A 21,134-nucleotide genomic window follows, 5' to 3' on the forward strand; every position below is an offset into this window, starting at 1 on the left:
GTCTCGTCAGTCGCCGCCGACGTGGCCGCCGCGACGGCCGCCGCGAAGAAGGCGGGCGAGGAGGCGCCGGTCGCCGCCGCGCTGCAGATCGACGACGAGCCGTGCGTGGTGATGCTGAGCGCGACCGGACTGATCGCGCGTACCACGCCGAGCGCGATGGACGTGTACGCGGCGCGCTCCGCGTCCGACAAGCGCGCGGTGGACGACCAGATCCGCGCGATCTTCCCGACGACCACGCGTTCCACGTTCGCGTTGGTCACGTCGGCGGGACGTCTCGTGCTGTCGCATGCGGTCGAGCTCCCGGCGTTGCCCGCCTCCGAAACGCTGAGCGTGGCCGGCGGCGTGAAGGCCGACGAGCTGATCGGCATGACCGAAAGCACCGAACCGATCGACGGCGAGCATGTGGTCGCCGCGTTCGCGATGGAACCGTCCGAGGAGGGCGGCACGCTGCCGCCGCTTGCGATCGGCACACGCGGCGGCGTCGTGAAGCGCTGGAACCGCGAGGCTCCGACGACGATGGATTCGTGGCAGGTCATCGATCTGAAGGACGGCGACGAGGTGCTGGCCGCCGCGCCGGCCGCTGACGATGACCGCATCGTGTTCGTCGCATCCGACGCGTCGCTGCTCACGTTCGAGGCGAAGAACGTGCGCCCGCAGGGCCGTACCGCCGGCGGCATGGCCGGCATCCGTCTGGCCGCGGGGGCGCGCGTGCTCGCGTTCGCCGTCATACCGGCCGGCAAGGTCACGTGGACGTACGAGGAAGGCGAGAACGGATTGGCGTCCGCGTCCGGCGCGGTGGTGTTCACCGTGGCCGGCGACGCCGAGGCGTTGCCCGGCACCGAGAACGGTTCGGCGAAGGTGACGCCGCTGGAGATGTACCCGACGAAGGGCCGCGCGACGGGCGGCGTGCGTTCGCAGCGTTTCCTCAAGGGCCAGAACACGCTGATCGCCGCCTACGTGGGCGCGTACCCGCTCAACGCCTCCACCGATTCGGGCGCCCCGGTCGACCTGCCGAAGCCGGACATGCGCCGCGACGGATCCGGCACCGACCTCGCCGCTGCCATCGCGTTCGTCGGCTGATTCTCGTGCTGTGCTCCCCCTGTAGGGGGAGCTGGCGGCCGTAGGCCGGCTGAGGGGGTTTGCCAAACGTTCATCCGACACACCTCACCCAAACTTGTTTCCACATTGGAAAGTGATATTGTTTTCCATAACGGAAAGAGGTTTGGGCGCTTGCCATACCCGCTCGGATACGACGCGCCGCTTCGACCTCCCGTCCCGCATCGCCGTTTGCACGAAGGAGGTCATCATGACGGAACTGAATGGCGAGAAGAACGACCGCATCGACAAAACGGCCATGTCCGGCATGACGCGGCCAGAGCACATCGCGGCCACCGGCACGCCGCCGGACGTCATGGATGCGATGGCGTCGCTCGACGCATTGGACCTGGACCGCAACAACGTCGCGAATCGACTGGACGCAGGCACAAGGATCCCGAACACGCTGATCGGAGGCATCCTCGGACTGGCGAACGCCGGACTGTATTGGTTCATCGGCTGGGCGCTGCTCGCCGGTCGCGGCGAGTTCACCATCATCGACGTGTGGATCTACGTCATCGTCGCCATACTGATCGTAGGCGGCTATGCGGCGCTGATGGCCCGCGCGCAACGCGTCACCGGCATCGGCATGTGGAACCGCCGGCAGCTCTCCCCAGCCCCGCATGCGATGCGGGATGGCGGATACCGCACGGCGTTCATCGTCTTCACCACATGCAGCTGCGTGGCCGTGCCGGTCGGCATGCTGTTGCTCGGCCTGTTCTGCGCACCTTGGTGGCCCGCCCCGGTCGGCATCCTCCTGTGTACGCTGCTGTCCGCCGTGACCTACCTGCGGTATTACGACGAATACATGCGGCTCATGCGCGGGCCGCGCCTCACCGGAACGGGTTCGCATGAATCGGAGGCTCGTCATGACCGTATCTGAACCGCGTGGCACGGACGCCGCGGAACCGGTGTTCGACGAGACCATCCACGCGCCGGTGCGCCTGCGCATCTGCGGACTGCTCGACACCTACGGCACGGTGCGGTTCGATACGTTGCGCGACACGATCGGCGTGAGCGACGCCACCTGCTCGAAGCATCTGAAGACGCTTGTCGACCACGGCTACGTCACGCTCGATAAGCGCGCCGGGGACGGCGGCAAGGCGTATAAGGTCACGTGGGTGAAATTCACCAAGGAAGGCGAGGCCGCGTTCTGCTCCCACGTCGCCGCATTGCGCGCCATCGTCGCAGGACGATAGCAATCGTTCGCCCTCATCCGCAGACGCCTCCGGCGTTTGCCTGACGGCCCGGCCCGTCGGAGGCCCCGACCTTTCATCATCGATCCAGCGCAAGCCATGCCCGGAATCGCTCTTCACACGACATGGTCGGCGTAAGCATACCCAAAATCGTCATTCACCATCACTCCATCATCGAGGCGTATATGCACGCAGTCTTCTATAAGAATCTCATCCAATTCCGGCACGATCCGACGAAGCTGTTCGTCATCGGCCTCACCGTCATCTGTTCGGCGACGATCATCGCGCTCATCGCCGGAACGGATCTGACGGCGCGACTCGCATCGCCGTTGTACCAGTGCGCGTTCGCCATCATCGGCGTGGGGCTCGCGCCACTGATCGTGGACGCGTTCCGTGACGATGCCGCGGAAGGCGTCATCACGGCGATACGCGCGAGCGGCCAGACGACGTGGCGGTACCCCATGGCACAACTCGTCACCGCGCTGCTGCCGCCCGCCGTACTGTCGCTGCTGCTCGCGACCGTCCCGACGTCGCTTGTCCCGTCGCTACGCCCGCTCGCCGAAGGCGGGCAGGGCGTGGCGGCGGCGCTCACGCCGCTGCCGATCGTCGCCGCGACATACCTGTACCAACTCGTCTCCCACGGAAAGGCGATATTCATGACCACGAACACACTCGACCACGGCATCGCGGACGACGCATCGGACGCCGCCGTTCCCACCGCTCCCCTCGCCATCCGCGTGCGGGACCTGACGTTCGGATACAAACGCAACAAGCCGGTGCTCGAACACGTCGATCTGGACGTGCCGGCAGGCCAGTCGCTCGGCATCCTCGGCTACAACGGCGCGGGCAAGACCACGCTGTTCTCGCTCATCACCGGACTGCTGCGCCCATGGCATGGTTCCGCCACGATTAACGCGGACGTGTTCCATTCGATGCGCGACGTGTTCCAACTGACCGAATCCGGCAACCTCGCGATGAACATGACCATACGCGAGAACCTCAGATTCCACGCGATGCTCTACGCCACGCGCGACGACCCGCACCCAATCGACCTCGAACATCTCGACACGCTGCCGATGGTGCGCGCATTCGAACTGCAGGACCATCTCGACAAGAAGGCGAAGGAGCTGTCGACCGGACTGCGCAAACGCGCGGGGCTCATGGCGGGACTGCTGCTCGACCCGAAACTCATCCTGCTCGACGAGCCGACGAACGCGGTGGACCCAATCACCCGCCAGCTGCTCATCGACCTGATGCGGCAGCTCAAGGCGGACGGCCGCACGATTCTCACCATCACGCACGACCTCGACTACTGCCGGCAAGTGGCCGACCGCGTCGTCGTCCTCGACGACAAGCGGATCGTCAGGGATTGCATGGTCGCCGATTTCGCCGACGAGGACGCGTTCCGGAATGCGGTGACGCTCGGACGTGAACGCGACCACGTCGATTTCGGATTGCACATGAACCCGGCAAGCGGAAAGGAATCACGATGAAGGCGATCCTGTGGCGCGATTGGCGGATCTTCCGCACGTCTCCGTTCTGCTGGGGCACGTTCGCCCTGTTCCTCACGACGATGCTGCTGATGGTCGCGTTCCTGACGTCGACGCCGGGCGGCGGCAACGACGCCGGCATCTCCGACGGGCTGATATTCGCGATCATATGCGCGCCGATGACCGGCTGGTCCGCCACGTACAGCACGCTGCACACGATGGACGCCAACCGGTCGATGTTCTCCGAACCGTCCAACGCCGCCGGCGGCGAGCATGCGGGCGACGGCACCATGGAACTGTTCCGCTGCTCCGGCAAGCCGATGCTCACGTATTGCCTGGCGAAAAGCCTGCTGCCGATGGCGGTCGCCGAGACGATGACGCTGATGTTCATGGCGTACCTCGCATGGTGCGGACTGATGACGGCGCATGGGACCATGCCGATCCCCGATGTGCTGTTCACACTCGTCGCGCCATTGTCGACCGCGTTCGCGCTCGAGGAGATGCTGCTCGTCATCGGCGGCGGCGCCTTGGGGATGACCGCCGGCATGCTGGTGTCGCCGGTGCTGCTGACCGGGTTCGTCGGCCTGTGCCTGAGCCTGCCGCTCGGCTGGGCGCCGGCGCTGGCCGTCGTTTTCGGCTTGGCGATGGCCGCACTCACCGTGGCGTTGGCTCGCAGACGCTATCCGGACACGCTGCGCCCGGTGCGGGAGTGACCTATCCGCTTGTTCCCGCCGGCGGGAGCTGGCCCACGAAGCGGGTCTGAGGGTGGTATAGGAGGTTAGACGCAGACCACCCCCAGTCGGTTACGCCGACAGCCCCCGCCAGTGGGGGCCTGATTCTGTTCCCGCCCGATTCCGCACCGGCACCGCTGCGTTGCTACTACACTTGAGGCGCAGGAGGCGACAATCATGAGACTGCTTGTGGCGGTGGAAGGCGTGGCCCTGTCCCGCGCGATTGCGGATACGCTCGAACGCGCCGGTCACGTCGTGACCACGGTGAAGCCGGCGTTGGCCGGCACGTTCGGTTCGGCGGTGACGGACGCGCTACGCGACGACGAAAACGCGCCGTTCGACGCGGTCATCGTCGACACGCCGCAGGCGCTCGCCACGGCGTCCTCCGTGACGCCGCACGTCAGGTCGCTGCTGCTGGCGACGACCTCCTCGCCCGCACCCGAGCACTCCCCCGACGCGACGTTGCGCATGCCGTTCTCCGACACGGAACTGCTCGCCTACGTGGAGATGCTGTCGCGCGAGTCGAACGGGCTTGGCGCACGATCGATGATCATCCGCGGCGACCTGACGCTGGACCTCGCGAACCGCAAAGCCTATTTCGCGAGCACGCACCGGCCGATGCCGCTCTCCCGTCTCGAATACGACGTGCTGGAGGCGTTGGTGAAGGCGAACGGGCGGTTCGTCGATTTGAACGAGCTGCAACGTGGCATCGGCGGCTCGTTCACCGGGGAGGAACTGATCCGAAACGCGTTGTATACGCTGGACCGCAAGCTACGTCGCGCGGGGCTCAACCTGAACCGACATGATGATTCGTTCCGCGTGATGTAGCACGTGATGCGACGACGCGACCGGATCGTCCGACGCCGGCATTCCTCCCCGTATGCATCATTTGCATTCTTCGCATTGCAGGTGACGACACATGACCCGCGCATGCCGCACGAATGACATGTGGCGTTCGCACTTGCGCGCGATGCGCGCACTACACGCGCTATGCAAGGTAACGGTCGCGTAGCGCGGCGAAGACGGCGGGCGTGCCGGCGAGCACCCCGGTCTCGAGCTTGTGGCCGAGGTCATGGCCCTCCCAGTCGCCGACCATGCCGCCCGCCTCGGTGACGAGCAGCCGACCTGCCGCGTAATCCCAGAGCTTGATGTCCATTTCGAAGTAGGCGTCGGCGCGGCCGCACGCCACGTAGGCGAGGTCGAGCGCGGCGGAGCCGGTGCGGCGGATGTCGGCCGAGTCGACGAACACGCGGCGCATGATGTCGAAATTGCGTGCCGCGAGCTCGTGATGGTAGGGCGACGTGCCCACGTTGACGAGCGATCTCGCCATCTCGGTCTCGCCGGACACGTGGATGGGACGGCCGTCGAGATAGGCTCCGCGGCCCGCTTCTGCGGTGAACGTCTCGCCGCTGAACGGCTGGTATACGACGGCCTTGACGGTCCGGTCGCCGTCGAGCAGCGCGAGCGAGATGGCGCTGTGGCGGAAATCGTGGATGAGGTTCGTGGTGCCGTCGATCGGGTCGAGCACCCAGGTGAGGCCGGTGAAGTCCGCATGCTGTTCGCCGTTCTCCTCGCCGAGGAACGCGACGTGCGGCCAACGGTCGGCGAGCGCGGCTTTGAGGAAGGACTGCACGCCCGTGTCGACCTCGGTGACGAAGTCGGCCACGCCCTTGACGGTGATGCGCTCGCGCGCGTCGGCCGAGGAATCCGCGAGCACGTAACGTCGGGCGGCCTCGTGCACGAGCTCGGTCATGCCGTCGATGGTGATGGAGGTTGTGGGGGTCGGTGATGTGCTACCGTCGGTCGCCGTACCGGAGATCATGTCCGTTGTCTTGCTCATGGTTCCTTCTTTCGTACCGCGGTTCATGCTGGCGGATACCGGGTTCAGTCCACTCGACGAGTGATCGCAGGCCTTGCAGACCTCACTTCAATCCGTGTCACTGCACATTACAGAGTATGTTCAGGCCCACTTTCTTGACATTACAGAACACTTTTCACCTCTCGCAATGCACATTATAGAGGGGCTCGCAGGCAGTTGGAGTCACATTATGCGATTGCGGCCAAGGAGACCAACCCGGAAGAGAACAATGCGAATGGCCCGACTCAAGGTGTGAACGTGCATGGTTTCGGGGCGAATGTGCATGGTTCGGAGAGGAATGTGTACGGTTACGGGGTGGTTGTGTAGGATTTCGGGGCGAACGTGCATGATTCGGAGGGGAATGTGTACGACGCCATCGTGAAGACCCGTGAATCGTGCAGACAAGCGACCGACCATAATGGCGGAATTCCAAGGATTTCGGCCCATCACTCTGCCACTGATTCGACCTTCGGCCAGTCTTCTTCAACGGCACACCATGCAGGTTGCTCGTTTCTAGGTACAGGATGCCCGCGAAACCATACACATTCATGCCGGAACCATGCACGTTCGCCCTCAGACCCTGCACGTTCACGTTCATAAAAGCACTTCACAATGCAACACGCTGTGAACTGTGTTCACACTTGACTTTGTGAAGCACAGGCCTTATGGTATTCACATAACCCGTGAATACGGTCACACATACATTAAGTTGTGAAGGATGCTATTATGAGTACGTCAAGCGAGATGCCACGGCACGGCGCGAGGGTGCGTCGCGCACGGACGCTGTACATCGTGGATATCGAGAACCTGAAAGGAGCCGGCGCCATGAGCGATGCGGATTCACACCTTATCCGCAAGACGTTGTTCGAGCTCTTCCCCCGCAGGCCCGAAGACCTTGTCGTCGTCGGCAGCGGGTGCAATCAGAGCCTGCTGGCTTCGCGAATCTGGACGGGAGCGCGTCTGGTGTTCCGCAAAGGCCATAACGGCGCCGATCTGGCGTTGCTCGATGTTCTGAAGAACGAGAATGTCGCACAGCGTTTCGACCGATTGGTACTGGCCAGTGGAGACGGCATCTTCACCGGCATCGTGCGTCGGTTGGCCAACGAGGGCATGAGCATCCATCAGGTCGGCGTGACCGATCATGTCAGCCGTGCGCTCAGCGAAGCTGCGGACGAATCGGTGCGCATCATATCCCCGTCATGGATATACCCACACGCATCCAGAACCATTGAACTAACCCAGGCCGCATAGACCAGACAAACCTCCCGCCCCGGCATCATTCACCCACCTCCGAAATCACGAAAGACACGACAATGAACATCTTCTCCGGTACAAGCACCATCACTTCAGCCGAAATCGCCCGCATGGCCAAGGTCCGCCCTTCGGCGGTGTCGAACTGGCGCAACAGGGAGAACAAGCACTTCCCGAAGCCAGTGGATTCCAAGGACGGCCGCCCGTTGTTCGACTACGATCAGGTCGCCGCGTGGCTGAAAGACAACGGTATCGATTTCGAGGATTCGCGTCTCGAACAGGCCGCTTGGTCGTTTTTCGAACAGTGGCGCGGGCCGATGGATCCCGCCGCGGCGTCTTCCCTGCTGCTCTGGGGTCTCGCCCTTGGAGCTTCCGCACGACGCTTCGGCTTGTCTGCCGAATGGACGGAGATGGCCTCGTCCGACGCAACCGCCTCCGATGCCGCCGTGATCAACCGTTGCGAGCGATTGGTCGAATCGATTCTGGGGAAGGCGGCGCAAGACTCAGGCGGCTTCAACGTATTCCAGGTCGCCCTAGATGATTCCCGAATCCGCCATTCGAATGACAAGACGCTGCGGGAATTGCTTCGATTCTCCGATGACCTGTTGTCACTCGGAGACGCAAAGGCCAACCGATTGGCATCGATGATTCTTGAACGCGGCATCGTGGCCCAGGGACGCATGAGAACGGAATTCGGGTGCCCGAACGCTCCGGTCTCCACGTTGCTCGCCAAGCTTGCGACATCGTATGTCGACAGCCTGAACGGTTCACGCTCCGACATGATTTCCGTATACGACCCGGCCTGCGGCATCGCGGAAGGCCCCGTTCAGTTCATCGGAATCCGGAGAAACTCCGGAAATGGAACCGTAGGCATCTCGCTTCACGGCGCCGACATCAATCCCGATATGCCGGCGATCGCAGCCCGTCGCCTCATCCTCATGGGAGTCGATGATATGACGGTTACGCTGCACCAGCAGGATTCGCTCATGCAGGACGCCTTCCAGGGACTTCGTGCGGATATCGTCATGGTGGAGCCGCCATTCAGCTTGCGGTGGAATCCCGACGATCTGGATGCCCGGTGGAGGTACGGCGTACCGCCCAGATCCGATTCCGCGCTGGCTTGGATCCAGGATGCCGTGGCTCATCTTGCCGACGGCGGCCGCGCCTTCGTCGTGACTCCGGAAGGGCCACTGTGGCGGCCGAATGTGGAATCCTCGATTCGCCGCGCGCTCGTCGCGGCGGGCTGCGTGGAGGCCATCATCTCGCTTCCTTCGAATCTCTATATGGGTACGGCGATTCCCACGGCCATCTGGGTGCTGACTCCGCCCAACGCCTCCCGCGATTCCGTGGCCATGATCAGCACGGCCGCAGAACGGGATGAATACCATGGGGACGGCGAGCCGCCGGCTTGGATGCGCATCCCGTTGGACGAGTTCTCCCATGACCGGACAGTGACCCGCGTCGTGCGCATGGTCGACATCCTCGGCAAGGATTCCACTCCCCTGCTGCCCACGGATTGGCTGGAGCGAAACACCCCAGATGCCGATATCATCGCCGATGACTACGCGACGCGAAGGGCTGTGCTCGTGGAGTTGCGCTCTGACGCCGAGGAGGCGCTCCGCACCATCGAGGATTTCGACGCCCGCGGGTTCGACTGTTCGACGGCGGGAATGACGACATTGGGCGACATCGCCGCCATCAAACGCGGTGCGACGCCTACCGTGGGACGAGCGGACCCACACAAGCGCATCCCCTTGCCCGAGCAGCCCGCCGTCACCGCATCGGACGTCCGTGAGCACATGTTCCGGCCTCTTGCTTCAGCTACGGACGCCAGTGAGGGAACGGCGACCCAACCGGGCGACATCCTGCTGACGACGGCCGGCGAAATCCACGCCATGGCGGATATGAACGGCAACCACAGTGTGTCCACCGCCGTGCATGTCGCGCGGCTGAAGAGCGGGGAATGGAATCCCGAATATGTGGCCCTGATGCTCGAAGGCGAATGGAACGCCCATCTGATGGAAGGCGCATTGGTCAAGCGCGTACGCCCCGCACAACTGGAGGTGCCACGAATCCCGATGGAACAGCAGAACCGGGTCGTCGCCTACGCGCATGCCGTCAAGACCCTGCGGCGGCAGGCGGACCTGTGCCGCCACCAGCTCGACACGGTGGCGAACGCCGCGCGGTACAGCGCGGTCCTTGGTACGGTAATGGGAGACTCGAAGGAGAATGGAAGGTGACGATGAATCATCAGTCGATCGTGGCGTTCATCTGGTCGGTGGCGGATCTGCTGCGCGGCGACTACAAGCAGCATGAGTACGGCGACATCATCCTGCCGTTCACGGTGCTGCGTCGCTTGGACTGCGTGCTGGCGGAGACCAAGGATCAGGTGTTGGAGGCGGACAGGCTGACCGCCGGCATGACCGACGACCTCGTGGATTTCCAGTTGAAGAACGCTTCCGGCTTTCCGTTCTACAATACGAGCCGCTACACGATGGACAAGCTGCGTGCCGATCCGGGCAACATCGCGGCGAATCTGGGCGACTATGTGCGCGGCTTCTCACCGGACGCGTTGGACGTGTTCGAGAAGTTCGATTTCTTCGCCCGCATCGATTCGCTCGATGCGAACAATCTGCTGTTCCAGATCGTCGACAAGTTCTGCACGGTCGATCTCGGCCCGAAGGCGGTGAGCGACGTCGAGATGGGCAACATCTACGAGAATCTGCTGCGACGGTTCTCCGAAATGTCGAACGAGACGGCCGGCGAGCATTTCAGCCCGCGCGACGGCGTGGAGCTCGCCGTGGATCTTCTGATCGCGGGCGCGTCCGCAGACCTGTCACGCGGAGACAAGGTGGTGAAGGTGTACGATCCGTGCGCCGGCACCGGAGGTGCGTTGTCGATCTTCAAGGATCGGGTGAACGAGTATTACCCGAACGCGGACGTGTACTGCTATGGGCAGGAGCTGAACGCGGCCACATTCGCCACCTGCAAGGCGGATATGCTGCTGCGCGGCGGCGAGGCCGGGAACATCGCGTTCGGCAATACGTTGACCGAGCCCGCGTTCGCCGGCGAGGAGTTCGGCTATCAGATCTCGAATCCGCCGTATGGCGTGGATTGGAAGAAGTCGAAGCGCGAGGTCGAAGACGAGTACAAGAACGAGGGCTTCAAGGGGCGGTTCGGCGCGGGACTGCCGCGTGTGAGCGACGGCCAGCTGCTGTTCATCGAGCACATGGTCTCGAAGATGCGGCCGGCCGGTCTGGGCGGCGGTCGCATCGCCGTGTTCATGAACGGCTCTCCCCTGTTCACCGGCGCGGCCGGTTCGGGCGAAAGCAACATCCGCAAATGGCTGCTGCATGATCTGGACCTGGTGGAGGCGATCGTGGCGATGCCGAACGATTTCTTCTACAACACGGGCATCGCCACCTATATCTGGGTGTTGAACAACAGCAAGCCCGCGGAACGCCGCGGCAAGGTGCAGCTCATCAACGCGAACGGCGTGTTCACGAAGATGCGCAAATCGTTGGGTTCGAAGCGCAACGAGCTGAACGCCGAGCAGATCCGCGCGATCGTGCAGGAGTACACCGCGTTCGAGGAGACGAAGACCTCGAAGATCTTCGATGTGGATGATTTCGGCTATACGACCGTGACCGTGGAACGTCCGCTGCGCGACGAGCACGGCGAGATCGAGACGGACCGCAAAGGCCGTCCGAAGCCGGACACGTCGCTGCGCGACACCGAGAACATCCCGCTCAAGCAGGACATCGACGAGTATTTCGAGCGCGAGGTGAAGCCGTATGCGCCCGACGCGTGGATGGACCGGAAGAAGGACAAGGTGGGTTACGAGATTCCGTTCACGCGGTATTTCTACGAGTACACGCCGTTGCGCCCGAGTATGACGATCCTCGACGACATCCGCTCGCTGGAGGCGTCCATCGCCGACAGCCTCGCGAAGGTGGGACTGTAATGGAGCGATACGCAGAGTATAAGGATTCCGGCGTCGACTGGATCGGCAAGATTCCGGAGGGGTGGGAAACCACTGCCGCTAGACATATCTTTCAGCTCCATAGCGGAAAAACCTTGCCCGATAATCTGTATGCAGAAGACGGTGCTTTCCCGGTTTATGGTGGTGGCAATGTACGAGGACGAACCAATTTCTTCAATGTCCATGACCAAACCGTTATTGTCAGCCGGCAAGGTGCCACGTGCGGCACCACCCGACTCATTCAAGGAAAAGCCTGGATTACCGAACATGCATTAATCGCATATTTCCTGAGCAGCGATTTTCACAAACGATACTTTGCATATGTGTTGCAGGCAATGAACCTGGGGCAGCTTTCGATGACGGCAGCCCAACCCGGAATCTCGGCATCCCTTGTGCAAAGTCAACATATCCCGATTCCCGGTTACAGCGAGCAACGAGCCATCGCCGAGTATCTGAATAAAAAGACGGGGGCGATTGATGCGGCGGTCAAGGATATCGAGCGGTCAATCGAGTCGTTGAACGAGTATCGCCAGTCAGTCATCTCCGAAGCCGTCACCAAAGGTCTTGACCCGAACGCCCCCATGAAGGACTCCAGCATCGACTGGATCGGCCAGATTCCCGAAACTTGGAATGGTCTACGTATGAAAGCAATTCTGAATCGCATTGAACAAGGCTGGAGTCCGTCGGCTGCGTTGTCCATTGACGAGAATAACGGATGGCATGTGCTCACCCTCTCAGCCGTCAAGCATGGCTCTTTCATAGCCGATGCGGTCAAACCCATCGACATGAATTTCGCTATACCGGCAAATCTCGAATTGTCCGATGGTGATTTGCTGATGACACGAGCAAACACCAAAGAGCTTGTGGGCGATGTCTGCTTGGTCGACGATTGTCCTCCTCACGTGATTCCTTCTGACCTGATTTACCGGCTCACTCTCAACCGGTCTCTGGCCCTTCCCCGATTCATCATGTACGCGCTACTGTCGAATATGGTTCGGCGGCAAATATCAGCCGCTGCTAAAGGCTCAAGTGGGACAATGCCTAAGATTTCCCATAATATCATCAAGCAGCTTCAGCTATGTCTGCCACCGCTTAGCGAGCAGCAGTCAATCATAAATCATCTCGATAATGCAACGGCAGGCATAGACTCCCTCATTCAGCAGAAGCAGTCGCTCGTTGTCCGGTTGAAGGAATACAGGACGTCACTCATCAGCGAGTGCGTCACCGGCAAGGTCAAGGTTCCCGGCGTGGAGGAATGACGGGAGGAAAGGAATCATCATGGCAGTGAAGCCGACCCGCAGCATGAGCGAACACACGTTCCAGAAGCATGTGGTGGACGGGTTCGAAACACAGGGCTACACGTATGTGCCCCAGTCGCGGATGGACCAGAACTTCAACCGCGATACGGCGATCGACGAGGAAACGCTACTGCAATTCCTAGTCGATACGCAGCTCAAGGAGGTCACCAAGGTCCAACGCCAATACGGCCTCCGTTGGGGCCAGGCGGTCATCAAGCGCATCGAGCAGGTGATCGCGGACAAGGGTCTGTTGTGGACGCTGCGCAATCAGGTCGAGATGGCTCCGGGCGCGAAGTTCCGGCTCCTCTACTTCAAGCCGAAAAACGACCTCAACCAGACCGCGGTGGAACAGTACCATGCGAACCGTTTCCAGGTCACTGAAGAGTTCCATTACGGCACCTTCAAGAACGACGAGAACAACCGCATCGATGTGGTGCTGCTCGTCAACGGGTTCCCGTTCGTCACCATCGAACTGAAGAACCACCAGACCGGTCAGACCGCGAACAACGCGATCCGCCAGTACATGGCCGACCGCAATCCGAAGGAGCAGGTGTTCCAACCCGACCTGCGTTCGCTCGTGCATTTCGCGGTCGACGCGGACGACGTGTACATGACCACATGGCTCAAGGGCAAGGACACGAAGTTCGTCCCGTCCAACCAAGGCAACGGCAAGGACGGCGGCGGCAATCCCCCGGCCGAGCCGGGCAAGTTCGGCACCTCCTACCTGTGGGAGGAGGTGCTCGCGCCCGACTCCCTGCTGGACATCATCGAACGGTTCGTGCAGATCGTCCACCACAAGAAGGACAGGAACGGCAGGAGAATCACCCGCAAGTGCCGTTCCACGATGAAGGCGGTGGTCTTCCCCCGCTACCATCAGCTGCGCGTCGTGCGCCGTCTGCTTGAGGCGACGCGGGAGCAGGGGCCGGGACACAACTATCTCATCCAACATTCGGCCGGCTCCGGCAAATCGTATTCGATCGCATGGCTCGCCTATCATCTCGCCTCCCTGACGCATGATGACGGCGATTCGTTCTTCAACTCGGTGATCGTGCTGGTCGACCGCGTGGTCCTCGACAGGCAACTGCAAGGCACCATCATGAGCATGTCGCAAACGAGAGGGTTGGTCGCCATCGCCAAGGATTCGGCAGGACTGCGCGACGCGGTCAACGCCGGCTCGCGCATCATCATCTCCACCATCCAGAAATTCCCGTACATCTACGACCAGACCGACACGGCCGGCCGCACGTTCGCCATCATCATCGACGAGGCACATTCGTCGCAGAGCGGCGAGGCGCACCGCAAAACCAAGCAGGCGCTCGGCGACCACACCGGTTTCAACGCCGACGATGCGGACGAGTTTGAGGGCGAAAACTCCGATTCCGACGCGTTCGATTGGGACGACGGCGGATTGGACGAGGACGCGGACGACGCCGCGAAGCGCGTGCGCGACGAACTGAACGCGCAGGGCGTGCAGCACAACCTGTCGTTCTACGCGTTCACCGCCACGCCGAAGCCGAGCACGCTCGAAACGTTCGGCACGCCGAACCCCGCCACCGGCAAACCGGAACCATTCGACCTGTATTCGATGCGGCAGGCCATCGAGGAAGGCTTCATCCTCGACGTGCTCACCAACTACACGACGTTCCAGACGTACTTCCAACTGGTCAGGAAGTCCGACGAGGATCCGAAGCGGAAGACCGGGCGCACGAAGAAGGAGATCATGGACTTCGTGAAGCTCGACCCGAGCAACGTGTCGAAGATCTCCGAGATCATCGTCGACCATTTCCACGATCACGTCATGCCGCTGCTGCACGGCGACGGCAAAGGCATGGTGGTGACGTCCAGCCGCAAGGCCGCCGCCGCATACTTCCGGTACATGCAGCGGCTCGCCGCCAGACCCGAGTACGCCGGGGTGAAGCCGGTGGTCGCGTTCTCCGGCAAACTCGACATCGACGGCAAGGACGTGACCGAGGAGACGCTCAACGGATTCCCGTCCAGCGAGATCGCCGACCGGTTCGACACCCCCGAGTTCAACCTCATGATCGTGGCGAACAAGTTCCAGACCGGTTTCGACCAGCCGAAACTGTGCGCCATGTACGTCGACAAGAAACTCACCGGCGTGGCCGCCGTACAGACGCTGTCGCGTCTCAACCGCACCTGCGCCGGCAAGACCGCGCCGATCGTGCTGGACTTCGCCAACGAGGCGGCGACCATCCAGGCCGCGTTCGAACCGTACTACACGCAGACGGAACTCGACCGCGTCACCGATCCGAACGTCATCTACGACATGAAGACCGAACTCGACGCGTTCCAGATCTACGACGATGAGGACATCGCGGCATTGTGCCGAATCTGGCTCGGCAAGCCGGACGTGTCCACCATGCCGGAAGTGCTGCGGGCGCTCGGACCGGCCAAGGACCGGTACTCCGATCTGGACGAGGACCGTCAGGAGGAGTTCCGCAAACGCGTCGGCAAGTTCCTGCACACGTACACGTACGTGACGCAGCTGATCCGGCTCGACGACAGGCCGCTGTTCGAACTCGACACGTACCTGACGTTCCTCTACCGCGAGCTTGCGCCGGAACGCGAGGCGGAGGAACCCATCGACGGACTCATCGCCGTGACGCAACTGCGCATCGAGAACAAGGGGCGCGCCGGCATCAGACTCACCGGCGGCGAACCGGTCAAGAACAACGCCGGAACCGTCGGCGTCGGCAAAAGCGGCGACGACGAGGATTACCTGTCCTCGATCATCGAACAGATCAACCAACTGTTCGGCACCGATTTCAGCGATCCCGCACGCAAGTTCTTCGAAGGCGTGATGACGCTCCTGAAGGACGACGCCAAACTCGGCCAAAAGGCACGCAGCAACTCCCGCTCCGACTTCCGCACGCCGTTCGGCCGCGCGTTCCTCAACGCCTTCTTCAAATCGCAAGCGGAGAACACGGACCTCTTCCGCCGCATCAGCGGCAGCGAGGAGGCGCTGCGGATCGCACGCGAAGGACTCCTCAACGAGTACTACGACGAGGCGCGGAAGGAGCAGCCGAACCAGTCGGAATGACCTTGTCGTCGGATTGTTCACGAGCTGTTGACCTACATTGCCGGTGAGTCCGATACAGCGAATACACGCTCTCGGACTCGCCAGCATGTAAGGCACCGTCTCCTCGACGCTACTTATGACGCCGATGACGGTGAGATGACGGAAATGGTGGCGTTCGACACCGGACAATCCTCCAGGAATTCGGTTATTGACAGATAAGGGAGGCGGCAAATGAAGACCACAGAACGGCACACAGCACATCGCCCGACGTCGATTCCCGATGAAGCGACCATGCGATATAGGGAGTCACCCATCGGCACAGGCCGCTATCCGGGACGCAACGGTCCGTCTCCAACGGTACGCGCGCTCACAGGCATCGGCAGCGGCCCCGCGGACGAGGACGACTACCGACGCCATCTCGCAGAGAAAAGCCGATGAATCGTCTCGGTTGCATGTGAAAGCTCTCTCCCATTGAGGCGGCCACATTCCGGCGAAAAACCTCGGAAGAATCGCCGCAGCGGGCTGAATGGTGCACTGGCATAGCACGGGAACGTGCAAACGTCAGCGCGCCATGAGCCTCAACGCCTGCTGCATGTCCCTGACGCCGGCTTCCGCCTCCCATAGTCTGGCATCGTAGGCGGCACCGCCGTCACGCACCTCCAGTTCCAGACCCGTCCGCGCGACGCCATACCAGTGCAACGCCCGATCATAATCCAAGGCGCAGCCGCGCGCGTTCGCATACGCCCGTGCGAGACGCAACGCGACGCTTCCCCAGATGCGCGGCGAACCGTCGCGCCCGTAGCGGTACGCCTTCAGGAACATGTCGAGCGCCGCGGCATAGTCGACCTCGCAGCCGCGGCCTTCCGTCAGCATGTCGCCCAGCTTGTAGCAGCCTTCGGCCAGCCGCCTGTCGGCCGCATGCCGGAAACATTCGAAAGCCAGCGTATCCGTATCCGGCTTGGGCGGCACCTCGCCGAAATTATCGAAATAGGAACGATAGTATTCGCCTTCGCACCGGTCGTAGGCGTACACGTAGCCGAGGCACAGCCATCCAATCGTGTTGCCGCGGCCGGCGGCATGCCGGTACAGGATCTCCGCCGCCTTGAAACAGTCGATGCGTGCCCGTCTGTCCTCCGGAGCCGTATATCCCATGCCTTCCTCGTAGTACATGCCGCCGTACTGCAACGCCAGGCGCCCCTCCGGATCGCTTTCGTCGGCCACATGGCATAAGTCGTCCTCGGCGGTTCCGGCATCATAGAACGGCACACCCATATCGGCGGCATCATCCGCATGGCCGATGCCGACGGGATCGATCTCGACCGTCTCCGCATACGGATAACAATCGATCCGGTCCCGTCCGACCGCGCCATCGCCGTCGCGCACCGGTATGGTGATGAACAGCAACGGGAGAATAGGACCGATGACCGGATCATCGTAGAGGAAATACACGTCGCCGTAGTCGATGACGGGTATATCGTCATGCACGCTGAGCAATGGGTCATCACCGATGTCGAACACCATGGCGTTCACCTGCCTTCCACCGGAATCCGCAACGATTCCATGATTTCCACGATCAATCCTCCATGACCAGCGACACCCAGATACGGTGGTATTCGCCCAGCGTCTCCGTTTCCAGGTATTCGGCGTACACGTGTTTGCCGGCGTCCATGAGACGCGCGATGATCTCGTTCTCATGGGCGCGGACCACGCCGAGGAAGACGCCGTCGAGCGACGCCTCCACGGTCCACGGGTCGGCGGCGTCATCGGGTTCACGCCGCAGGACGATACGCGTCTCGCTCCCGGCGCTTCTGATGCCTTCGAGCATGCCCTCGTCGGCGCCGCTGCCGCCGAATCCGCGTCCGCCCACCAGATACGTGCGATCCACCAACGTGATGGTCGTCCCATACGGCTTCGGCAGGTCGACGTCTCCCGCCAACCCTCCGGAAACCGTCAACGCGAATCCGTCCTGCGCGAGCAACGACAACGCCTGCGACTCCGCCCGATCGGTTTCGCGACGCGCATGATCGCCCGCGTCATTCGTCTTGTCGGTCATATCGGTCATCGATCCTCCTTGATCAACCGGTCATACGCTTCATCGTAGTGTGTTTTCTCACGCTCGAACGCCTCCACCCGCGCCCTCAGACCGCCGACCACGCCGCTCACCCATTCCGGATCATCGAGTTTGGCCCGCAACGTGTACGGCTCGGTGGAAACCATCCGATTCAGATCTCCCCGGCAGGACGACAGACGATCCTCCAGCAATTCGATCTCACCGGCGAGCTCGTCCGCGGTCAGACGCCCATAGTCGACGTCGTCCGTCCAATCGGCCGTGGCCACGTCCAGCGCCCGCAGCATTTCCAAGTCGCCATTCGCGAGGGCGTTGCACGCCATCTCATAGTATTGCGCGCGTTGCTCGTCTCCCGGGAACAGGTCGGGGTGGAAACGCCGTGCGAGACGACGGAACAGCCTGTTCAGCTCCCCTGCCTTGCCCGCCGTCATACGCTGTCTGCCGCTACGCCATCGGAGGAGCGCATTGAGCGTGCGCATCTTCTCATCCATCATCCGCCTCCAATCAGCGAATTCGGCATCCAGCGCCTTCGTGATCGCTTCGGGTTCCACAGACTCCCCGCGATTCACGCGCGCCCGCGCCATCGCATAACGGCGTTTGGCGCGGCGCGCCGCAAGCTCGGCCTTGACCCGACGCACATTCCAGACGCCGATCTTGGTCGCGTAATCGGCTTTGATCCGCGGAATCACCTGCTGCCGAATCTCATCCATACGCGCCAACGTCTCCGACAGGTCGGCACGCAGACGCGTTATATGCGCGACGAGTTCCCTGCGGGAATCACCCGATTCCTTCACGTCCACTTCTTCGTCGTACCCCCCACACCACAGCAGGCTCCTTCGTCCATCATCCAACCGAAGCCGATCAGAACAGGCACCGCTCGATGACCTGCTTGCCACGCAACGTCGCCATCCAATCGAAGGGGATGCCGTCCACACCGTAGACGATGCCGGCGAGGCCTCCGGCCACGGCGGCCGTGGTGTCCGTGTCCGCGCCGAGGTTCACGGCCTTCAGCACGCACGCCGCATACGAGTCCGTGGCGAGCAGGCACCAGATCGCGGCGAGCAGCGTGTCCAGCACGTAGCCGCCGGAGCGGATCTCCGTCTCCGGAAGCGACGCCACGTCGGAGCGCACCGGCTTCGCCTCCGCCAACGCCTCGGCCGGGGAACGGCCGGCGATCAGCAGCCGGGCGAACGCGACCAGGCGCACGCACGCGTCCATGCTCGTCGGATGCGCATGCGTAATCGCGCTCACCGCACGAATCTCATCGTCGGTCGCTTCGGCGAACGCGAGCGGGATTGTGCGCATCAGCGAACCATTGCCGTTGTCCCACTCGCCGTCGCAGCCACGGCCCGTCATCAGCGCCTCGACCGTGGTGTTGCCGATGTCGAACAGGCCGTCGACCGTGTACGCGTCATGCCGATACCAATCCTCGAACCGTGCGCGCATATCCGCCACGTCGATGCGCCCGTCGTTCTCGCGGATGGAATCGCAGACCGCGAGCGCCATGCTCGTGTCGTCGCTCCATGTGCCTGCCGGCTGGTCGTGCGTGCCGTGACCGGTCATGGTCTCCGCATGGAAGCTCCCCCGCTTTTTGAACTCGTAGGGCACGCCGAGCGCGTCCCCCACCGCCTGCCCGTACACGGCATCCCGCAACATCGCTGTCATGGCCATCTCCTTGTCGCACTTCGTCGTCCAAACCGGTGTATTCCCAATTGGGAGAACCCTGTAACGAGCATAACCCAAGCCGAGGCGCATCATCCGACGTTCCAACTGACGGATATACTTACGGATATGAGAATGCCGAAGTTTTCCACGTTGTACATGGCTATCGCGGCGATGAACGCCCTGTCGACCATCCTCGAGTTCGCAAAGGACGACAGGGACAACAAGGCCCTGCTGTTCCGCGCCATCACAACGGTCAATTGGATCACCATCACCATCATGCAGCTGCGATGGGAACGGCAGGAAGCGCTGGAGGCCTCCGAAGACGAGGAAGCCGAAGAGAGCGGAAGCCCCGAACGCATCGAGGCGTAGCCGGCTCCTCGGCGTCTCCACGAACACCTCCATCGCCATCACGGAAACGATCATGACGCAACAGCACGAAACCCCCTCAACCCAACCGGAACGCTCATCCGGCTGGCCGAAGCCGCCGCGACATGACGGACAATCCTGGAACGAACCGAAGCGCGCGGACGGCAAAGCCCGGCAGCCCTCCATCAACGCGAACGCCCAGGGCGCGGCGAAATCCGCCAGGCGCGCGATGCCGTTCAAGGCGACCGGGCACAAGGGCGGCATCAGCTTCCGCTGACGCCGCCGCAGGTCTTCCGACCATGACTGGACGCACGCAAATAGGCGGCCCGGGCGACCGTTCCGGAGTCTCAAGGCGAATGTGCATGGTTCGGATGGCAACGTGCATGGCTCAACCGGCAACGTGTATGGTTCCGGCGGCAACGTGCACGATCAGAGGCCGAACGTGCACGGCCATGCCGTGAAGAACGCGATATCCATGACATTGCCGCGATATTAATTCGGCGGAATTCCAAGGTTTTCGCAAAACCAAGGATTCGCCCTGCAGGTCGCTTTCAAAGGGACACCATGCAGGTTGGTCGTTTCCAACTACAGGTTGCCTCCGAAACCATGCACTTCCACGCTTCGACCACGCATATTGCCCTCTGAACCATGCACATAACCTGCCGAATCATACACATTCGCGTATCCCAGCATCGGTTCCCCGTAGCATATCCCGCGGCGGTTCCCTGCGGCGGTTCCCCGTAGCGCACTGCCTGCCACGGCACATCGCGATAAAAAAGCAGCTCAGACAACGACGGGGAGAGACGGGGTAGCTCGTTCCGGCGCCGAGCGCGGATCCGCGAGCGCCATTCCCTCACAGGATTGCCGGGAGACCTTCATCTTCTTCGGAGCATGCGCCAATCCCCCGTCGGCATACTGGGCCCCACCAAGGCAATCACCTTCGGAAAGGAGCCGACCATGTTGGATCTCACCATGCTGGATTTCGCGGAACCGTGGCTCATCGGCGGGGAAGCGCCGACTTCCGACGCCTACGATCCAAGCGTCGACGCCGGCACCAGCTACGCCCGGCACCACCTATGACGGCATCGGCCGAC

General features: G+C 62.3%; 19 protein-coding genes. 14 read left to right on the forward strand and 5 right to left on the reverse strand.

Annotated features, from left to right (window positions below):
* The 6 genes from BSTEL_RS10860 to BSTEL_RS11590 form a co-directional block, all read left to right on the forward strand.
* Nucleotides 1–1,080 (forward strand): DNA gyrase C-terminal beta-propeller domain-containing protein (locus BSTEL_RS10860; RefSeq protein ID WP_034530342.1); only part of this gene is annotated, 1,080 nt, incomplete at its 5' end.
* Nucleotides 1,081–1,306: 226 nt separating this feature from the next.
* Nucleotides 1,307–1,978, forward strand: a complete 672-nt coding sequence (locus BSTEL_RS10865; RefSeq protein ID WP_034530344.1) for a hypothetical protein — start codon at nt 1,307–1,309, stop codon at nt 1,976–1,978.
* The gene (locus BSTEL_RS10870; protein ID WP_051923087.1) at nt 1,965–2,294 is read left to right on the forward strand and encodes a transcriptional regulator; all 330 of its coding nucleotides are present in this window, start codon (nt 1,965–1,967) and stop codon (nt 2,292–2,294) included. The genes BSTEL_RS10865 and BSTEL_RS10870 overlap by 14 nt, the downstream gene beginning before the upstream one ends.
* A gap of 182 nt (nt 2,295–2,476) precedes the next feature.
* Entirely contained in the window at nt 2,477–3,784 is a 1,308-nt protein-coding gene (locus BSTEL_RS12840; protein ID WP_238567705.1) for an ABC transporter ATP-binding protein, read from the forward strand.
* Complete coding sequence (locus tag BSTEL_RS10880; RefSeq protein ID WP_034530346.1) at nt 3,781–4,494, forward strand: hypothetical protein; 714 nt, start codon at nt 3,781–3,783, stop codon at nt 4,492–4,494. Before BSTEL_RS12840 ends, BSTEL_RS10880 begins: the two co-directional genes overlap by 4 nt.
* A gap of 195 nt (nt 4,495–4,689) precedes the next feature.
* Nucleotides 4,690–5,340, forward strand: a complete 651-nt coding sequence (locus BSTEL_RS11590) for a response regulator transcription factor (protein ID WP_051923088.1) — start codon at nt 4,690–4,692, stop codon at nt 5,338–5,340.
* A 160-nt stretch (nt 5,341–5,500) separates the two neighbouring features.
* Here BSTEL_RS11590 and BSTEL_RS10890 read toward each other — a convergent pair whose 3' ends face one another.
* Complete coding sequence (locus BSTEL_RS10890) at nt 5,501–6,352, reverse strand: inositol monophosphatase family protein (protein WP_051923089.1); 852 nt, start codon at nt 6,350–6,352, stop codon at nt 5,501–5,503.
* Nucleotides 6,353–7,162: 810 nt separating this feature from the next.
* Between BSTEL_RS10890 and BSTEL_RS10895 the strand changes: the two genes are divergently transcribed.
* The 5 genes from BSTEL_RS10895 to BSTEL_RS10915 all read left to right on the forward strand — a co-directional run bounded on the left by BSTEL_RS10895 (nt 7,163) and on the right by BSTEL_RS10915 (nt 15,962).
* Nucleotides 7,163–7,621 carry an NYN domain-containing protein gene (locus tag BSTEL_RS10895; protein ID WP_162179003.1) on the forward strand — a complete coding sequence of 153 codons (459 nt, stop codon included), beginning with the start codon at nt 7,163–7,165 and terminating at the stop codon, nt 7,619–7,621.
* A gap of 62 nt (nt 7,622–7,683) precedes the next feature.
* The gene (locus BSTEL_RS10900) at nt 7,684–9,861 is read left to right on the forward strand and encodes an N-6 DNA methylase (protein ID WP_084686296.1); all 2,178 of its coding nucleotides are present in this window, start codon (nt 7,684–7,686) and stop codon (nt 9,859–9,861) included.
* A gap of 2 nt (nt 9,862–9,863) precedes the next feature.
* A complete protein-coding gene (locus BSTEL_RS10905; RefSeq protein WP_034530350.1) occupies nt 9,864–11,585 on the forward strand; it encodes a type I restriction-modification system subunit M in 1,722 nt (573 codons plus the stop codon).
* Nucleotides 11,585–12,862: a restriction endonuclease subunit S gene (locus BSTEL_RS10910; protein ID WP_034530352.1), complete on the forward strand. Its 1,278-nt coding sequence runs from the start codon at nt 11,585–11,587 to the stop codon at nt 12,860–12,862. The genes BSTEL_RS10905 and BSTEL_RS10910 overlap by 1 nt, the downstream gene beginning before the upstream one ends.
* 19 nt (nt 12,863–12,881) lie before the next feature.
* The gene (locus BSTEL_RS10915) at nt 12,882–15,962 is read left to right on the forward strand and encodes a type I restriction endonuclease subunit R (RefSeq protein ID WP_051923090.1); all 3,081 of its coding nucleotides are present in this window, start codon (nt 12,882–12,884) and stop codon (nt 15,960–15,962) included.
* Between the two features lie 540 nt (nt 15,963–16,502).
* On the opposite strand, the gene BSTEL_RS12845 is transcribed toward BSTEL_RS10915, so the two are convergent.
* The 4 genes from BSTEL_RS12845 to BSTEL_RS10935 all read right to left on the reverse strand — a co-directional run bounded on the left by BSTEL_RS12845 (nt 16,503) and on the right by BSTEL_RS10935 (nt 19,674).
* Complete coding sequence (locus BSTEL_RS12845) at nt 16,503–17,462, reverse strand: tetratricopeptide repeat protein (RefSeq protein WP_238567706.1); 960 nt, start codon at nt 17,460–17,462, stop codon at nt 16,503–16,505.
* Nucleotides 17,463–17,514: 52 nt separating this feature from the next.
* A complete protein-coding gene (locus BSTEL_RS10925) occupies nt 17,515–18,003 on the reverse strand; it encodes an HIRAN domain-containing protein (RefSeq protein ID WP_034530354.1) in 489 nt (162 codons plus the stop codon).
* Complete coding sequence (locus BSTEL_RS10930) at nt 18,000–18,719, reverse strand: hypothetical protein (RefSeq protein ID WP_162179004.1); 720 nt, start codon at nt 18,717–18,719, stop codon at nt 18,000–18,002. The genes BSTEL_RS10925 and BSTEL_RS10930 overlap by 4 nt, the downstream gene beginning before the upstream one ends.
* 151 nt (nt 18,720–18,870) lie before the next feature.
* The gene (locus BSTEL_RS10935; protein WP_034530358.1) at nt 18,871–19,674 is read right to left on the reverse strand and encodes an ADP-ribosylglycohydrolase family protein; all 804 of its coding nucleotides are present in this window, start codon (nt 19,672–19,674) and stop codon (nt 18,871–18,873) included.
* 126 nt (nt 19,675–19,800) lie between these two features.
* On the opposite strand from BSTEL_RS10935, the gene BSTEL_RS10940 reads away from it, so the two are divergent.
* From BSTEL_RS10940 to BSTEL_RS12935, 3 genes are all read left to right on the forward strand, one after another.
* Nucleotides 19,801–20,043, forward strand: a complete 243-nt coding sequence (locus BSTEL_RS10940; protein WP_156963308.1) for a hypothetical protein — start codon at nt 19,801–19,803, stop codon at nt 20,041–20,043.
* Nucleotides 20,044–20,095: 52 nt separating this feature from the next.
* Nucleotides 20,096–20,317 (forward strand): hypothetical protein, encoded by a 222-nt coding sequence (locus BSTEL_RS10945; RefSeq protein ID WP_034530364.1) that lies wholly within the window; start codon nt 20,096–20,098, stop codon nt 20,315–20,317.
* A gap of 680 nt (nt 20,318–20,997) precedes the next feature.
* Nucleotides 20,998–21,120 (forward strand): hypothetical protein, encoded by a 123-nt coding sequence (locus BSTEL_RS12935; protein WP_274518550.1) that lies wholly within the window; start codon nt 20,998–21,000, stop codon nt 21,118–21,120.
* The last annotated feature ends 14 nt before the right edge of the window (nt 21,121–21,134 follow it).

This window comes from Bifidobacterium stellenboschense (assembly GCF_000741785.1).
In the GTDB taxonomy this organism is placed as follows: domain Bacteria; phylum Actinomycetota; class Actinomycetes; order Actinomycetales; family Bifidobacteriaceae; genus Bifidobacterium; species Bifidobacterium stellenboschense.

Excerpts from the sequence above, each read along its gene's own strand:
- BSTEL_RS10865 (WP_034530344.1), top strand. The coding sequence starts at position 1,307 with ATGACGGAACTGAATGGCGAGAAGAACGACCGCATCGACAAAACGGCC.
- BSTEL_RS10870 (WP_051923087.1), top strand. The coding sequence starts at position 1,965 with ATGACCGTATCTGAACCGCGTGGCACGGACGCCGCGGAACCGGTGTTC.
- BSTEL_RS12840 (WP_238567705.1), top strand. The coding sequence starts at position 2,477 with ATGCACGCAGTCTTCTATAAGAATCTCATCCAATTCCGGCACGATCCG.
- BSTEL_RS10880 (WP_034530346.1), top strand. The coding sequence starts at position 3,781 with ATGAAGGCGATCCTGTGGCGCGATTGGCGGATCTTCCGCACGTCTCCG.
- BSTEL_RS11590 (WP_051923088.1), top strand. The coding sequence starts at position 4,690 with ATGAGACTGCTTGTGGCGGTGGAAGGCGTGGCCCTGTCCCGCGCGATT.
- BSTEL_RS10890 (WP_051923089.1), bottom strand. The coding sequence starts at position 6,352 with ATGAGCAAGACAACGGACATGATCTCCGGTACGGCGACCGACGGTAGC.
- BSTEL_RS10900 (WP_084686296.1), top strand. The coding sequence starts at position 7,684 with ATGAACATCTTCTCCGGTACAAGCACCATCACTTCAGCCGAAATCGCC.
- BSTEL_RS10905 (WP_034530350.1), top strand. The coding sequence starts at position 9,864 with ATGAATCATCAGTCGATCGTGGCGTTCATCTGGTCGGTGGCGGATCTG.
- BSTEL_RS10910 (WP_034530352.1), top strand. The coding sequence starts at position 11,585 with ATGGAGCGATACGCAGAGTATAAGGATTCCGGCGTCGACTGGATCGGC.
- BSTEL_RS10915 (WP_051923090.1), top strand. The coding sequence starts at position 12,882 with ATGGCAGTGAAGCCGACCCGCAGCATGAGCGAACACACGTTCCAGAAG.
- BSTEL_RS12845 (WP_238567706.1), bottom strand. The coding sequence starts at position 17,462 with ATGGTGTTCGACATCGGTGATGACCCATTGCTCAGCGTGCATGACGAT.
- BSTEL_RS10925 (WP_034530354.1), bottom strand. The coding sequence starts at position 18,003 with ATGACCGATATGACCGACAAGACGAATGACGCGGGCGATCATGCGCGT.
- BSTEL_RS10930 (WP_162179004.1), bottom strand. The coding sequence starts at position 18,719 with ATGGATGAGATTCGGCAGCAGGTGATTCCGCGGATCAAAGCCGATTAC.
- BSTEL_RS10935 (WP_034530358.1), bottom strand. The coding sequence starts at position 19,674 with ATGACAGCGATGTTGCGGGATGCCGTGTACGGGCAGGCGGTGGGGGAC.
- BSTEL_RS10940 (WP_156963308.1), top strand. The coding sequence starts at position 19,801 with ATGAGAATGCCGAAGTTTTCCACGTTGTACATGGCTATCGCGGCGATG.
- BSTEL_RS10945 (WP_034530364.1), top strand. The coding sequence starts at position 20,096 with ATGACGCAACAGCACGAAACCCCCTCAACCCAACCGGAACGCTCATCC.
- BSTEL_RS12935 (WP_274518550.1), top strand. The coding sequence starts at position 20,998 with ATGTTGGATCTCACCATGCTGGATTTCGCGGAACCGTGGCTCATCGGC.